Origin of the sequence: Flavobacterium sharifuzzamanii (assembly GCF_003254585.1) — a bacterium.
Taxonomy (GTDB): Bacteria; Bacteroidota; Bacteroidia; order Flavobacteriales; family Flavobacteriaceae; genus Flavobacterium; species Flavobacterium sharifuzzamanii.
On record NZ_QJGZ01000042.1, the window covers coordinates 264626 to 280082 of the forward strand.

General features: G+C 32.2%; 16 protein-coding genes. 9 read left to right on the forward strand and 7 right to left on the reverse strand.

The features are described 5' to 3' along the window. Positions 1 to 85: 85 nt before the first annotated feature. From DMA14_RS20885 to DMA14_RS20895, 3 genes are all read right to left on the reverse strand, one after another. On the reverse strand, positions 86 to 1732 hold the full coding sequence (locus tag DMA14_RS20885) for a SulP family inorganic anion transporter (RefSeq protein WP_111426434.1): 1647 nt from the start codon (positions 1730 to 1732) through the stop codon (positions 86 to 88). Positions 1733 to 1816: 84 nt separating this feature from the next. Beyond that, a complete protein-coding gene (locus tag DMA14_RS20890) occupies positions 1817 to 2098 on the reverse strand; it encodes a hypothetical protein (RefSeq protein ID WP_238990015.1) in 282 nt (93 codons plus the stop codon). 122 nt (positions 2099 to 2220) lie between these two features. Further along, positions 2221 to 2700, reverse strand: coding sequence for a Dps family protein (locus DMA14_RS20895; RefSeq protein WP_111379024.1), 480 nt, complete (start codon positions 2698 to 2700; stop codon positions 2221 to 2223). A 107-nt stretch (positions 2701 to 2807) separates the two neighbouring features. Between DMA14_RS20895 and DMA14_RS20900 the strand changes: the two genes are divergently transcribed. Further along, entirely contained in the window at positions 2808 to 3752 is a 945-nt protein-coding gene (locus tag DMA14_RS20900) for a LysR substrate-binding domain-containing protein (protein ID WP_111426436.1), read from the forward strand. A 31-nt stretch (positions 3753 to 3783) separates the two neighbouring features. Here DMA14_RS20900 and DMA14_RS20905 read toward each other — a convergent pair whose 3' ends face one another. After that, the gene (locus DMA14_RS20905; protein WP_008468486.1) at positions 3784 to 3981 is read right to left on the reverse strand and encodes a hypothetical protein; all 198 of its coding nucleotides are present in this window, start codon (positions 3979 to 3981) and stop codon (positions 3784 to 3786) included. A gap of 166 nt (positions 3982 to 4147) precedes the next feature. After that, positions 4148 to 4810: a tRNA (5-methylaminomethyl-2-thiouridine)(34)-methyltransferase MnmD gene (mnmD, locus tag DMA14_RS20910; protein WP_111426437.1), complete on the reverse strand. Its 663-nt coding sequence runs from the start codon at positions 4808 to 4810 to the stop codon at positions 4148 to 4150. Between the two features lie 309 nt (positions 4811 to 5119). Here mnmD and DMA14_RS20915 point away from each other — a divergent pair, with 309 nt between their 5' ends. Next, positions 5120 to 6190, forward strand: coding sequence for a branched-chain amino acid aminotransferase (locus tag DMA14_RS20915; RefSeq protein WP_111426438.1), 1071 nt, complete (start codon positions 5120 to 5122; stop codon positions 6188 to 6190). Between the two features lie 316 nt (positions 6191 to 6506). Here DMA14_RS20915 and DMA14_RS20920 read toward each other — a convergent pair whose 3' ends face one another. Beyond that, the gene (locus DMA14_RS20920) at positions 6507 to 6887 is read right to left on the reverse strand and encodes a pyrophosphohydrolase domain-containing protein (RefSeq protein ID WP_111426439.1); all 381 of its coding nucleotides are present in this window, start codon (positions 6885 to 6887) and stop codon (positions 6507 to 6509) included. 417 nt (positions 6888 to 7304) lie between these two features. On the opposite strand from DMA14_RS20920, the gene DMA14_RS20930 reads away from it, so the two are divergent. The 4 genes from DMA14_RS20930 (at position 7305) to DMA14_RS20945 (ending at position 10068) form a co-directional block, all read left to right on the forward strand. After that, a complete protein-coding gene (locus DMA14_RS20930; RefSeq protein ID WP_111426440.1) occupies positions 7305 to 8504 on the forward strand; it encodes an SRPBCC family protein in 1200 nt (399 codons plus the stop codon). A gap of 78 nt (positions 8505 to 8582) precedes the next feature. Continuing rightward, positions 8583 to 9125 carry an RNA polymerase sigma factor gene (locus DMA14_RS20935; RefSeq protein ID WP_111379018.1) on the forward strand — a complete coding sequence of 181 codons (543 nt, stop codon included), beginning with the start codon at positions 8583 to 8585 and terminating at the stop codon, positions 9123 to 9125. 33 nt (positions 9126 to 9158) lie between these two features. Next, complete coding sequence (locus DMA14_RS20940) at positions 9159 to 9578, forward strand: hypothetical protein (protein WP_111426441.1); 420 nt, start codon at positions 9159 to 9161, stop codon at positions 9576 to 9578. 31 nt (positions 9579 to 9609) lie between these two features. Then, on the forward strand, positions 9610 to 10068 hold the full coding sequence (locus DMA14_RS20945) for a sensor of ECF-type sigma factor (RefSeq protein ID WP_111426442.1): 459 nt from the start codon (positions 9610 to 9612) through the stop codon (positions 10066 to 10068). A gap of 71 nt (positions 10069 to 10139) precedes the next feature. On the opposite strand, the gene DMA14_RS20950 is transcribed toward DMA14_RS20945, so the two are convergent. After that, positions 10140 to 11201 (reverse strand): beta propeller repeat protein, encoded by a 1062-nt coding sequence (locus DMA14_RS20950; RefSeq protein ID WP_111426443.1) that lies wholly within the window; start codon positions 11199 to 11201, stop codon positions 10140 to 10142. Positions 11202 to 11320: 119 nt separating this feature from the next. Between DMA14_RS20950 and DMA14_RS20955 the strand changes: the two genes are divergently transcribed. The 3 genes from DMA14_RS20955 to DMA14_RS20965 all read left to right on the forward strand — a co-directional run bounded on the left by DMA14_RS20955 (position 11321) and on the right by DMA14_RS20965 (position 15399). Continuing rightward, on the forward strand, positions 11321 to 11836 hold the full coding sequence (locus DMA14_RS20955; protein ID WP_111426444.1) for a hypothetical protein: 516 nt from the start codon (positions 11321 to 11323) through the stop codon (positions 11834 to 11836). A 139-nt stretch (positions 11837 to 11975) separates the two neighbouring features. Beyond that, on the forward strand, positions 11976 to 13286 hold the full coding sequence (locus DMA14_RS20960; protein ID WP_111426445.1) for a hypothetical protein: 1311 nt from the start codon (positions 11976 to 11978) through the stop codon (positions 13284 to 13286). Between the two features lie 133 nt (positions 13287 to 13419). Next, positions 13420 to 15399 (forward strand): KUP/HAK/KT family potassium transporter, encoded by a 1980-nt coding sequence (locus DMA14_RS20965; RefSeq protein WP_111379013.1) that lies wholly within the window; start codon positions 13420 to 13422, stop codon positions 15397 to 15399. Positions 15400 to 15457 lie beyond the last annotated feature (58 nt).

The window sequence follows — 15457 nt, forward strand, 5'->3', positions numbered from 1 at the left end:
AGTTATAATAGTCTCAAAAAATGAACTTGATGTAAAGTTACCTAAATTTTGACATTTCTTCGGTCTTAAAAACACCTTATTTTAATTATTCGCTCTTAACAACTTCTCTTTTAACAACTTCTCTTTTTGCCACATCATAATAATGTTCTATTGTAACGTGATTACTATTTTCGGGCGTATTTTCCAATTCGTAAGCTTCTTTGAAACCTTTAAGCTTCACTTTGATGTTTTCATCTATAGCGCGAGTTTCTTTAAATTCTCTAATTAAATCTAAAACATCATGTGCAATATACTCAGTATCATGAGCATTGATAATTACTTTTGAATTTTCTGGAATTTCTGCCAACGTTTGTTTGATCGCCGCTTTATTTAAAAATGAAACTTCCTGAGCTAAATCGATGTGAATGATATCACCATCTTCGTATTCTTCTTTCTTAAAGACATAAGCTCTTTTTAAGTTTCCTCTCAAAACAAAAATAATACTGATGATAATTCCCAACGCAACCCCTTTTAGCAAATCTGTCGCAACAACAAAGACCAAAGTTGCAATGAAAGGAACAAACTGGTATTTCCCCTTTTCCCAGAAATGCATAAAGGTTGCTGGTTTTGCTAATTTATATCCTACCAAAATCAAAACAGTAGCCAATGTTGCCAATGGAATTTTGTTTAAAATTGCTGGTATAGACAATACACTTATTAATAAAAGCACACCATGAATGATGGCAGACATTTTAGATTTTGCTCCTGCATTGTTATTTGCTGAAGATCTTACTACTACAGAAGTCATTGGTAAACCTCCTAAAAGAGAGCTCACAATATTACCAACACCTTGTGCTTTTAGCTCAACATTGGTATTGGTATAACGCTTTTGCACATCCATTCTATCAGAAGCCTCAATACATAAAAGAGTTTCAATAGAAGCGACAATGGCAATTGTAATAGCAACTACCCAAACTTGCGGATTTGTAACAGCAGTGAAGTCTGGCGTAATTATAATTGATTTAAAGTCTTCAAAAGATTTTGGAACTGGCAAAGAAACCAAATGTTCTTTTGCAATTGCCAAAGTGCTTCCTGTAGATACAAATATTTCGTTTAAAACTACTCCAGCAATAACAGCAACCAAAGCTCCAGGAACTAGTTTTATTCTTTTTAAGAAAGGAACTTTATCCCAAGCTAACAAAATCACTAATGAAACGGCAGAAATTACCACAGCCCCTAAGTGAATATGATTTAGAACATCAAATAGAAATGAAAACGAATTACTTCCATCATTTTGAATAAAAGCCTGATCTCCTTCGAAATCTGCATCATAACCAAATGCGTGCGGTATTTGTTTTAAGATGATAATAATTCCGATTCCCGCCAACATTCCCTCAATTACGTTTGTTGGAAAATAGTTTGATATACTTCCCGCTTTTAAAAATCCTAATGCCAATTGAATTAATCCAGCAATAAAAACAGACATTAAAAATACATCGAAAGCTCCTAAATCGGTAATTGCGGTTAAAATGATAGCTGTTAACCCAGCAGCTGGACCTGATACACTAATATGTGACTGGCTCAAATATCCTACAACGATACCACCCACAACACCAGCTATAATTCCAGAAAATAATGGTGCTCCAGAAGCCATTGCAATACCTAAACACAACGGAAGAGCCACCAAGAAAACCACTAAACCTGAAGCAAAATCAGATTTAAGGTTGGCAAAAAGATTGATTTTTTTTGTCATAATATAATACTAAAAAAATTATTCATTAAAGATTTACCCCATCTCGGTAGAAATGCGGCTAAAGATCAAAATAATCGGAAAGTATTATGCTACGTTAGGTGGTGGAGCAAAAATGCTCGGAGAGATGTTGTCTAGTTTGACAATGTTTTCAGAAATGATTGTTTTTTTCTCGATGTAAACCGGAATCAAAACTTCATGCTCAAGAATAGTAGGATGAACAACATTTTTAAGTTCTTTATGCACTTCTTCTTCAGCAATACTAAAAGATATAGTCGTACTATTTCCTTTCTTAATCGCCTGAACAATTGTCGGGGTCGATAAGAAGGCAATAAATATGAATAATAATATGCGAGCTATAAATTTCATCGAAACAAAAATAGCGTTAAACAAATAAAATCAAAGAGATTTTTATAGAAATTTAACATAAACAAAAAAGCAGAATGGAATTTTCATTCCATTCTGCTTCTATTTTATTAAAAACCAATATTTTATAATGATTCTTCTAACCAAGCATTCATCATCCAAATTGTTTTTTCCTGCTCAGCAATGAAGTCGCTCATCATAGAATTGGTTCCTTCATCATTAATCTCATCAGATTTGTTCAATATTTCTCTTTCAATTTTTAATAAATCTGACAAAGAGTGAACAATCAATTGAACTGCTTTTTCATCATTAGAAATATTTTTTCCAACGGTTAATTTATTGTTTTTAATATAATCTTCAAAAGTATGCAAAGGCGTTCCTCCAATTGTCAATACTCTTTCTGCAATCATATCTATTTTTAATTGTGCGTCTGTATATAACTCTTCAAATTTTACATGTAAATCAAAGAAACGTTTTCCACGAATATTCCAGTGAATTCCTCTCAAGTTTTGATAATACACTTGAAAGTTTGACAATAAAACATTCAGTTCTTTTACTAACAATTCTGATTCTTTTACAGGTAATCCTAAAATATTTGTCTTCATAATTTAATTTTTTACACTAATTTACTACAAAATTAAAGTAACTTTACTAAAATAAACATAAATAAAAATTATATTTTCTTATTTTTGCATCACAAATTACTATCAACATGACTATAACTCAATTGCAATATGTGTTAGCGGTTGCTGAGCATAAAAACTTCACTCTTGCTGCTGAAAAATGCTTCGTAACACAGCCAACTTTAAGTATGCAAATACAAAAAATTGAAGAAGAACTTAATATTTTAATTTTCGACAGAAGCAAAAAGCCGATTCAGCTTACTGATATAGGACAGAAAATTGTAAGTCAGGCCAAAAATATCGTAAACGAAGCTGATCGTATAAAAGATATTGTAGAACAGCAGAAAGGTTTTATTGGCGGAGAATTTCGTTTAGGAATAATTCCAACGATTATGCCTACGCTTCTACCCATGTTTTTGAGTAATTTCATTAAAAAATATCCAAAAGTAAAACTCTTAATTGAGGAGTTGAATACCGAGGAAATTATTCTGAAACTAAAAAACGGTCATTTGGATGCTGCAATTGCTGCAACGCCGCTTGAAGACGAAAAAATTAAAGAAATTGTATTGTACTTTGAGCCATTTGTAGCTTACATTCCTGAGCATCACGCTAGTTTCCAGAAAGAAGAAATTGAAGTAGCCGACTTAAATCTGAACGAAATTCTGCTTTTACAAGACGGTCACTGTTTTAGAGACGGAATTTTGAATTTGTGCAAAAGTGTCTCAGACGTCGACCAGACTAATTTCCAAATTCAAAGCGGTAGTTTTGAAACCTTAATTAAATTGGCAGACGAAGGCCTTGGTACAACGTTACTTCCGTACTTGCACACCTTAGACTTAAAAGAATCCGATAAACTGAAACTCCGTAACTTTAAGGAACCAAAACCGGCTCGAGAGGTAAGTTTGATTTACCCAAAGAGCGAATTAAAGATGCAAATCATTGACGCATTAAGATCTACAATTGCAGGCGTTGTAAAAGGCGCAATTGTTTTTCAGAATGTTCAAATCATTAGTCCGTTACAAAAGAAAGCGTAATAAAAAAGGAGCCAATTTGGCTCCTTTCTTTTTATACTTTAATTAGTTGTAGACTTTGTTTTAATTCTGGTTTTCCGACAACGAAATTCAGTAACCACTCTTGCAATTGTTCCATTTCGTAAGGTAACAGTGTTTTGATAGCTTTTTCTAACTCTTTGCAGAAAAGTACCGGATCGAAACTAACTCTTTCAAGTATTGATTTCGTGTAATCAAACATCATTTTTGACATAATAAAATAAGATTTTCGGGGGTTATCTATTTTTTTAAACTCGAACCAAATTTAAACAAATAACTAACATAAATATTACTTTTAACTTATTTTTTTAAAAACTTTAGCAGCGAATACGTTTTCTTAAAACAAATAAATCAATGTAGAATTATTCTAAATTACTCATTTAAACCTTTTTAAAAGCTCTAAACATTTCTCTTTTTCCTGGAGGCCCTGTTAATTTTTCTACGGTAAATCCAACTTCGATCATACTTCTTTTAACAACTCCTCGAGCTGCGTATGTAACTAAAACGCCGTTTGGTTTTAAACTATTGTACATTTTTTGAAAAATTTCAGTACTCCAAAGCTCCGGTTGCACTCTATATCCGAAGGCGTCAAAGTAAATCAAATCAAAAATTTCAAAATCGTTTATATCGTGAAAAAATTGTTTCCTTTTGGTTAACGAGAACAAGTCGCAAATTTCTGTTTTTTCATTCCAATCCGATTTATGCATTTTTTCAAAAATGTTATAAAATTCCGATGCCTCCAATTCTTCAGCATAATTCATTTCCAAAATCTCATCTGCATCAACAGGGTATGCTTCCACTCCAACATAATCTATTTTCTGATTTTTTCTAATGGCTTCCAAATACGTGATAAAAGCATTCAAACCAGTCCCAAAACCTATTTCTAATATACTTATAGGATTATCAAATAATGAAAGTCCGTTTTTAATAAAAACATGCTTTGCTTCCTGAATTGCACCATGTTTAGAATGATAGCATTCGTCCCATTCTGGCAAACGAATTGTAGTTGAGCCATCTAGCGTTTTAATTATTTCCCTTTTCACCTTTTTAAGATTTTAGTAATGGCTTTTTATTGATTTTCAAGCCATTTTAATATTCAAAATTAGTCAAAACAAATGCGTAAAGCCTTAAAAAACGATACTTTTTTCATAAAATCTTTATAAAAATCAATTAAATATTTGAGTTTATTATAGGATAAATAAATCTCAGTCAAAACGAGTAAATAATGAATTTTCGCCAAGCTTTTTACAGATTTTTACGTAATTTTGCATTCAATAAATTCCATTTTACACGATATCATCACTTTAGATTTTCTGATAGTGAAAAATATCTCACAAAAAACTTACATAACTATGAGTACAACTCAAACGAGCAAAATTGAAATCATTAAAGCTACTTCTACAAAAATAAATGAAGTAGATTTTGACAACTTAAGTTTTGGTGCTGTATTTACAGACCATTTATTCGAATGCGATTTTAAAAACGGGCAATGGCAAAATCCTGTCATTAAGCCTTATGCTCCTATTTTGATGGATCCATCTTCAAAAGTCTTCCACTACGGACAAGCTATTTTTGAAGGAATGAAAGCTTATAAAGACGAAAATAATGACATTTGGTTGTTTAGACCAGATGAAAATTATAAACGTTTCAATAATTCTGCTGTTCGTATGGCAATGCCAGAAATTCCAGAATCTATTTTTATGGATGGTTTAAATGAATTATTGAAAATTGATCAAGAATGGATTCAGAGAGGAAACGGAGCTAGTATGTACATTCGTCCTTTTATGATTGCTACAGGTCCTGGAGTTATCGCAAATCCTTCTGACGAATATAAATTTATGATTTTACTTTCTCCTGCAAAAGCATATTATGGAGGCGAAGTAAAAGTTATCATTGCTGAGCATTTCAGTAGAGCTGCAAATGGAGGAATCGGTGCTGCAAAAGCTGCCGGAAACTACGCTGCTCAATTTTACCCAACTAACTTGGCAAACAAAGATGGTTTCCAACAAGTTATCTGGACTGATGATGCAACGCACACAAAATTAGAAGAAGCTGGAACAATGAACGTTTTCTTCAGAATCAATGATACTTTATTAACTGCTCCAACAAGCGAAAGAATTTTAGATGGTGTTACTAGAAAAAGTTTGATCGCAATGGCAGAAAAAGAAGGATTAAAAGTTGAAGTTCGTCCAGTAATTGTTTCAGAATTAGTTGAAGCTGCTAAAAACGGATCTTTGAAAGAAATCTTTGGAGCAGGAACAGCTGCTGTAATTAGCGTTATCAAAGGATTCTCATATAAAGATGAATATTTTGAAATGGCTCCAATCGAAAATTCTTATGCTTCTTTCTTAAAAGAAAAACTAACAAGTCTTCAAAACAAACTTTCTGAAGATACTTACGGATGGACAGTTAAAGTTCAATAATCCAAAACCATATTAAAAAGAAAACCCGATAAATTTAGTTTTATCGGGTTTTTTATTTTTCACTATTAAACATTTAACGTGGAGATAAGATAAAACTCAATCTTGTCATTTCGACGAAGGAGACCCGAGCGATAGCGAACAGGCGGAGCAAATCTTCGCAAGTTGCTCGACAAAGATTAGCTTCTCGTTGCGGAGTTACTTGTGGAGATTTCTCCTTCGTCGAAATGACAAAAATAACGTAAAGCTTTGCGAACTTTGCCTTTTTATAAGAACTGCAGAAAAAAAACTTAGCGTTCTTTGCGTTAAAAAAACTTCTTTACAACAATTTCGAAAAATCAGGTTTAAAATAATTTGGCCCTTTCATTACTTTTCCGTCTTCGCGATAAATTGGTTTTCCATCTTCACCCAATTTACTCATATTACTACGTTGAATTTCGTCAAAAACAGCTTCAATTTTATCTTGAAGTCCGTGCTCGATAATGGTTCCGCACAGAATATACATCATATCACCAAGTGCATCTGCAATTTCAACCAAATCATTATTTTGAACTGCCTCGTAATACTCTTCATTTTCTTCCTTCATTAAATTATAACGAAGTAATTTTTTCTCTGCTCCTACATCGGCAATTGGAGTTTTACTATGTCCAATTTTAAAAGCAGTGTGAAATTCGGTTACGGCGTCAAGTTGTTTTTTCATATAGTAGTTTTCTTTTTTTGCTAATTTAAGTCACTTTCTAATAAATATGAAAATTTATTGAATGAAATGAAAAGGCAATTTAGCAGCAAATCGTTTACAAATCTCTAAATTTGCTAAAAATTTTTATAACTATGTTTAGTCAAGGACAAATACTATTTGGAGTATGTTTTTTTATTGCATTTGTAATCATTATGATATTTGCTTATCGAAAAGATTTGAAATTACACAAAGTTTTCTACAAAGGAAACTACAAAGTACTCCTTGCCTTTCTGCTTTTCATTGTCCTTTTGTTCGTAATTAAAATCTTTTTAAAAAGATAAATTATTCTGGTCCCAATAAAATAAAACCTAATAATTATGGGTTATTAGTAAGACTCATAATAAAATTTATAACTTTACCGAAACCAATTAATCTGCCATGAAAATTCTAAAGTATTTATTTCTTTTTGCACTTTTAAGCTTTGTTGCTCTTACTGTTTTTGTTGCTACTCAGAAAGGAGATTTTTCTGTAGAAAGAAGTAAAGTTATCAATTCGCCTCGTGCAACGGTTTATAACTACTTGAACGACTTTAGAAATTACGAAGATTTTGAATCATGGTCTATTGAAGATCCTTCAATCAAAATGACTTATGCTAATAAAACTAGTGGAAATGGCGCTACATTTTATTGGGATGGTGCTGACGGAAAAGGAAATTCTATTATCCTTAAAACAAAAGATGGCGAAAGCATTGACCAAAAAATGCAATTTGACGGTACTGAAGCCGATGTAAACTGGACTTTAAAAGATACTTTGAACGGAAAAACAAAAGTTACCTGGAAAGGAAAAGGAACTATGAGTTTTCTATTTAAAATATACACTGCTCTTCATGGAGGTTCAGATAGGGTTATTGGAACTATCTACGAAAAAAGCTTAGCCAATATTGATAAAAACTTAGATTACGAAACCAAAACTTTTGCTGTAACAGTAGACGGAGTGGTAAAGAAAACAGAAACTCCTTATATCAAACAGACTTTTACTAGCGAAATTGCCAAAATAAGCAAAAATATTAGAATTGTAATTCCGAAACTTATTCACTTTAGCGAAACAAATGGTTTGTCTGCAGTAGGAAAACCGTTTATCATTTATCATACTTACGACACTAAAACCGGTTTAGCAAAGATTTCAATCTGTCTGCCTATCAATAAAGAAATTTCAACAAGCTCTGGAAGTGATATCTTAGCAGGAAAATTGAATGGTTTTGATGCTGTAAAAACAACGCTTAACGGAGATTACTCTCATAGAAATGAAGCAATTGCAAAAACAACGGCTTATATCAACAATCAGAAGATCATTCCAGATTTAAGCTGGTCTCATCTTGAAATCTTGAATCTAAGCAAATTGGATGTAAAAGCTTCATCTAAATTGGTAACTGAGATTTATTTCCCAATAAAACCAAAAGTAGTTCCTGCTGCTACTGTTGTGACTGATCCTGTTTATGCTCCAGAAAGCACTAGTGGAGAAACTACAAGTGAGCCACGCACTGAACAGCCGCGTACAGAACCTGTAAAACGCAAACCAGCTGCGCCAGCTCCTGCTCCAACGCAAACACCTGCACAAGAAGAAGATTCAGAATTTTAAATAATTTCAAAAGTCTATTAAACCTTTTGCTTTAAATTCTGTCTTACTTCTATAAAAAAAGTTTACAAAACAAAAAGTTTGATAGACGAGAAAGAATTTATAAAACAATTATTAACCCCTGAAACGCAAAATGTTGCGTTTCAAAAACTCTTGTCTGATTATCAGCGGCCTTTGTATTCTCATATACGAAACATTGTTTTGAATCATGATGATGCAGATGATGTTTTACAGAACACTTTTGTAAAAGTCTTTCAAAATCTTAAAAACTTTAAAGGAGAAAGTAAACTTTTTTCCTGGATGTACCGTATTGCGACAAACGAAGCTTTGACTTTTTTATCGCAAAAAGCAAAATTGAGCGGAATTTCATCTGAAGATCTGCAAAACAAAACTATTGATGGCTTAAAAGCCGATCTTTATTTTGATGGAGATGAAATTCAAATCAAGCTTCAAAAGGCAATTGTAACACTTCCAGAAAAACAGCAATTGGTTTTCAAAATGAAATATTTTGAAGAATTAAAATATGAAGAAATTGCAGATATTTTAGGAACATCTGTTGGAGCTCTTAAAGCTTCTTATCATCATGCAGTAAAAAAAATCGAATTATATGTTACATCAAATTAAACCTTTTGTAACCAAAACTGTCTTATAAGTATTATGAAAACATTTAAATTAGAAAACGAACCCAAAATAAAATCTGGTTTTAAAACTCCGGAAAATTATTTTGATGATTTTTCAGAAAAGGTTTTACAGCAATTAAACGAAAAAGAAGTTAAAGTAATTCCTTTTTTCAAACGCAAAAAAACACTCTGGACGGCCGCAGCCGCTGTAGTTGGCTTTGCATTATTGATTCCTGTCATAAATAATTACAGAGCAAATTCAAACGATCTTGATGAAGCTACTTTAGAAAATTATTTATCCTATCATTCTAATATTAGCCAATACGACTTGATTCAAAAATTAGATGATAGTGATATTGAAAAATTAGGCAACGATGTTACTTTGGAAGATGAAACTCTTGAAGATATTTTAGCGACAAGCCCAAACATCGAACACTTAATATCAGAACAAAATTAAATCAAACTTAACTCAACAACTTAGCTTAACAATGAAAATAAAAAACATTTTACCGCTATTGCTATTTCTGACAAGTTTTTCATTTTTTGCCCAAAATGGAAAAATTGATGAAAAGCGAGAAAAGATTAAAGCTTTTAAAGTGTCATTTTTAACGACAGAATTAGAATTAACTTCAACAGAAGCCGAAAAATTCTGGCCGATTTATAATGCTTATGATGACAAGCAGTATGAATTAAAATATTTGAAAATGAAAACTTATCTGAGACAGTTAAAAGACGACAATCTTAAAAATCTTTCAGATAAAGAAGCAGCAACGTTATTATCTCAAATTGAAAGTACAGATAAAGAAATATACCAGCTTCGTGAAAAATACATGAGCAGTTTAAAAAAAGTGCTTCCTGCAAAGAAAATATTATTGCTTAAAAAATCTGAAGACGACTTTAATCGAAAATTATTGCAGCAATATCGAGACAAAGGAAATAAAGATTAAACTTAACAATACAACAGCGATAAGAACCCTATATAATAATACTTACTTTATTATTTAGGGTTCTTATTTTTTTATTTAAAATTAAGTCGAACTACTTTATTATGTCCGGCTGCGATTGCCGTATTTCTGTTCACAAATCGAATCGTGAAAAACCTATTATCTGTAGAAAGCTGCATCCAGTTTTCTCCTCCATTTTGAGAATACTGTATTCCTTCAGAACCTACGCAAACAATTTCTCGTCCATTTCCACCAGGAACATATTGTACACAAGATGCATAACCAAATCCCATATTCTGACCAATTAATTGCCAGGTGTTGCCCCCATCTTTTGTAAAAGCTTTATTATTGGCTTTAATATTAGGAAGATCGTAATCTCCTCCTGCAATAAAACCTTGTTTAGAATCGTAAAAATCGGCAGTAAAAATTCCTGTCATTTGTTTTCCCTGCACAATTGGAGTTTCGACAACTTTCCATGTCTTTGCTTTATCTGGAGAATAAAAAACACGTGCTTTTTTTCCGCCCGAAACTAGCCATGTATCGTTTCCTTTTATAACAATATTGGTATTACTTGCTGCAAAAGCTGCCTCTCCTGTGCTATTTGTTGGTAATTTATCTGAAAGCAATTTTGTCCAAGTTTCTCCGCCGTCTCGTGTAACAATAATTGAAAAAGTATCCTCAGTCGGGTCTCCAATTGCAATTCCTTCTTTATCGTTCCAGAACTGCATGCTGTCGTAAAAAACTTTTGGGTTAATTTCTTTATAAACCAATTTAACTTTTCGGTCTTTTTTTGAAACCGAATATAGAAGTGCTGGATTTGCTACACTCAGCAAAAAAATATCTTTTGAAGTTTGCGCAATACTTCTAAATTCTAATTTAAGTGTATCACGATAAATATGTTCTTCAAATTTTTCTTTTTTATCCAAATCATAGTATCCAAAACGAGAATTATCTGCCCCGTACCAAACTTTATTTTTATCAATTAGAATTGCTCTAATACTAATTCTGTCTTTAAATAATGTATCTACTGTCATTGATGTAAAGCCATTATTATAAACAATGTCAGTTTTATAATTAAATGTCTTAAAAGACATCAGCAAAATAAAAATAACACAAAATAAAGCGATTTTTTTCATAGGAAATTTAAAATTTGGTTAACGCTAAAATACGATTATTTATAAAATATCAAAATCATTCTGTATTCTTTTCTGGCATGATAGTTGTTTTCTTACAAAATAATTTTAACAAGTAAAATATGAAAAATATATTGTTTATAGCGTTTTTTATACTATTAGTAAATTACATTAATGCCCAAAAAGTAAATGTTTACGCCAAAAACTCTTATGTAGAAGACAATTTAGACTTAAATGCTGTGGCTTCAATTTTTGAAGAATCTAAAGATCTTGTCGATTTTGAACAGAAATTAAATTATCCTCAAGATCGAATTTCAAACCTTGATTTAAACAACGATGGTAAAGTTGATTATTTAAAAGTTTCTGATAAAATCGTAAACAACATTCAAATAATAAAAATTCAATCTGAAGTAAGTCCAAATATATATGAAGATGTTGCTTCTATTAATATAATATTAAATAACAAAAATAGAAGTTCAAATTTTGCTTTAAATACAACTCATTGCAATGAGATTCCAAACAAGAATAAAGAAAAAAATAAAAGCTCCTATTATAATCAATCTGGACTTCGAGCAACAGACATTGTAATTCCATTTATATATACAGCACTAAATGTCTATTTATCTATAAGAAGATAGATCAACAAACAAACAAACAAACAAACAAACAAACAAACAACTGTTTATCAGCAATATACAACCAAATAAACAATAGAAATATTTTGTGGCACAGTAATTGGATATCTCATAACACAAAATAATTTAATACAAATTAGCCATGAAAGCGAATTTACTTTTAATAGCAATATCAGCCTTAGTTCTTGCTTCTTGCTCTGCACAAAGTCAAACTACTGTTTATGCAAAAAACTCAGATATAAGCGATAACTTAGATTTAAGAGCTGTTGCTTCGATGTTTGGAGAATCAGCTAACCTTCAAGATTTTGAAAGACGTTTAAATGATCCAAAATATCAAATATCAAATCTTGACCTTAACGGTGATGACGAAGTGGATTATCTTCGTGTAATCGAAAGTGTTGAAAACAGAACTCACGTTGTTATTATCCAAGCAGTTCTAGATCGCGATGTTTACCAAGACGTTGCTACTATTGATGTAGAAAGAGATAATTACAACAAAGTAAGTGTTCAAATTGTTGGAAACTCTTATTTATATGGAGCAAATTACATTTATGAACCTGTTTATAGTGTTGTTCCTGTAATTTATACTTCATTTTGGGTGACAAATTACAGACCTTATTATTCAACTTGGTATTGGGGTTACTATCCAACATATTACAGCGCTTGGAGACCTTACCCAGTTTATAGATACAGAAATAATATCAATGTTTGCATCAATGTACACAACACATACAATTATGTCAATACGAGAAGAAGCTATAGAGCTCCTGCAATTTATGAAACTAGACGTACTTACGGTTACGAAAGAATGCGTCCAAACTACAGCTTTGCTGAAAGACATGCAAACACATCTAATAGATATGAACTAGACCAAAGACGTGTAGCAAACAGAGAAACTAGCCGAAATACTTACAACACAAACAGAAATTATACAGGAAGAACAACATCTGACAACGGAATTTCTAACAGAACATATGCAGAAAACAGAAATGCGACAAATAGATCAACTGTTGACAGAAGCAGCAATAGCGGCAACAATAGCAATAGAAGCTATAACCCTACAGGCAGAAGTTCTGAAAATGTAAGCACAGAAAGAAGCACAAATCGTGGTGGCTATTCAAATAATGGCTATAATTCTCAAAGAACTGAAAATAGCGCAAGAGTACAAAATACTCAGAGAACAGATTATGGAAACGGAAATACTTCTAGCACTTCAAGAGATTATTCTAATCGTGAAGTGTCTGCTCCAAGAGCTGAAAGAAGTACAAGAAGTTATTCTGAAAACCAGTCTAGCAATTCAAACAGAGATTACTCTGCTAGACCACAGCAAAGCCAACGTTCAGAATCTCCACGTATGAGCCAAGAATCTTCTAGAGGAAACCAAGAGTCTAGAGGCGGACAGAGCCAAAGAGACAATGGCTCAAGCTCTAGAGGAAATGGCAGAAGAGGCTAATTTTCAAAATAAATAATACTCAAAAAAGAAAGCACAATTTTACGATTGTGCTTTTTTTTATCTTTTTAATTATAATTGCCGCTAATTTGTTTTAAAACAGTAAATTTGCAACCGTCTTTTTATAAAACTATACATGAGCGCATCGCATAAAAACTTACATAGTAAGTTGTCTATTGGGGGTTTATTGATTACTTTAGGGATTATTTATGGAGATATAGGAACTTCTCCATTGTACGTAATGAAGGCTATTTTGGGCGATCACACGATAAATGCCGATATTGTTTTAGGTGGTATTTCTTGTGTTTTTTGGACCTTAACATTACAAACTACAATTAAATATGTACTTATCACATTAAGTGCAGACAACCACGGCGAAGGAGGAATTTTTGCATTATATGCATTAGTCAAGAAAACAAAAATTCAATGGCTCATAGTACCCGCGATTATTGGAGGTAGCGCCCTGCTCGCCGACGGAATTATAACCCCGCCAATTTCGATTTCTTCTGCTGTAGAAGGAATTAGAGCATTCTATCCAACGATGCAGACACAAACTATTGTGTATATTGTAATTACAATTCTATTCGTTCTATTCACTATTCAGCAGTTCGGAACTAAATTGGTTGGTAAATTCTTTGCCCCAATGATGTTAATCTGGTTTGCTATGTTGGGAACTTTAGGAACAATTCAGGTATTGAATTATCCGGAAGTAATTAAAGCAATCAATCCGTACTACGCTTATCATTTATTATCGATACATCCTGATGGTTTCTTTGTTCTTGGTTTTGTATTCTTATGTACAACTGGAGCTGAGGCTTTGTATTCTGACATGGGACACTGTGGTAGAAAAAACATCAGAATTAGCTGGATGTTTGTAAAAACGACTTTAGTTCTAAATTATTTCGGACAAGCAGCTTATTTAATTCACCATGAAGGAAGCACATTACAGCAATTAGGAGGCGAAAACGGAAATCCGTTTTACTTAATTATGCCACATTGGTTTTTACCATTCGGAATTGTAGTTGCAACTCTTGCTGCAGTAATTGCGTCTCAGGCACTTATTTCTGGCTCGTTCACTTTAATTAATGAAGCGATGCGTTTGAACTTCTGGCCAAAAGTAAAAATCAAATATCCTACTGAAGTAAAAGGTCAATTATACATTCCGTCAATCAACTGGTTATTGTTTTTTGGTTGTGTTGGAATCGTTTTACATTTCGAAAAATCAGGAAACATGGAACACGCATATGGTCTTGCTATCATTTTGTGTATGATCATGACTACCATATTATTGAATTATTACTTAATCATGAAACGTGTAAAACTGTACTTCATGGTACCGTTGATTACCATTTATTTATTGATTGAGTTCAGTTTCCTTTTCGCTAATATTACCAAATTTGCAGAAGGTGGTTATGTAACTTTAATCATTGCTAGTTTATTGATTTCTGTAATGACAATCTGGTATTTGGCTAAGAAAATCAACAAAAACTACACTAAAGTCGTTAAGGTTGACGATTACAAACAAGTTCTTGTAGAGTTGAGCCAAGATTTATCTATTCCGAAATATGCTACGCATTTGGTTTATATGACTAATGCAAATCGCGTGGATGAACTGGAGGAAAAAATCATTTATTCTATTCTTCAAAAACGCCCAAAAAGAGCAGATATTTATTGGTTTGTTCACGTTAATATTTTGACAGAACCTTATAAAACGCAATATAAAGTAACCGAAATTGCTAAAGACGATATTTATAGAATTGATTTCAACTTAGGTTTTAGAGAACCAACCAAAATCAATTTGATGTTTAGAGAAGTTATCAAAGACATGGTAAAACGTGGCGAAGTAGATATTACGAGCCGTTACGAATCTTTAAACAAAAATAATATTATTGGAGACTTCAAATTTGTATTGTCTGAGAAATTCTTATCAAATGACAACGATTTAAGATGGCATGAAAACATTATCATGAATTCTTATTTCTTCATCAAAAAACTGAGTTTGTCTGAAGAAAGAGCTTTTGGCTTGGACAGCAGCTCTGTTAAGATAGAAAAATTCCCGATGGTGCTTCATGCTCCAGAAAATATTGGATTAACGCGAATTATTTCAAAAGAATAAAAAGCTTAACAATAATTTCAAAAAACACTCTAAATTAGAGTGTTTTTTTCATTTAGTG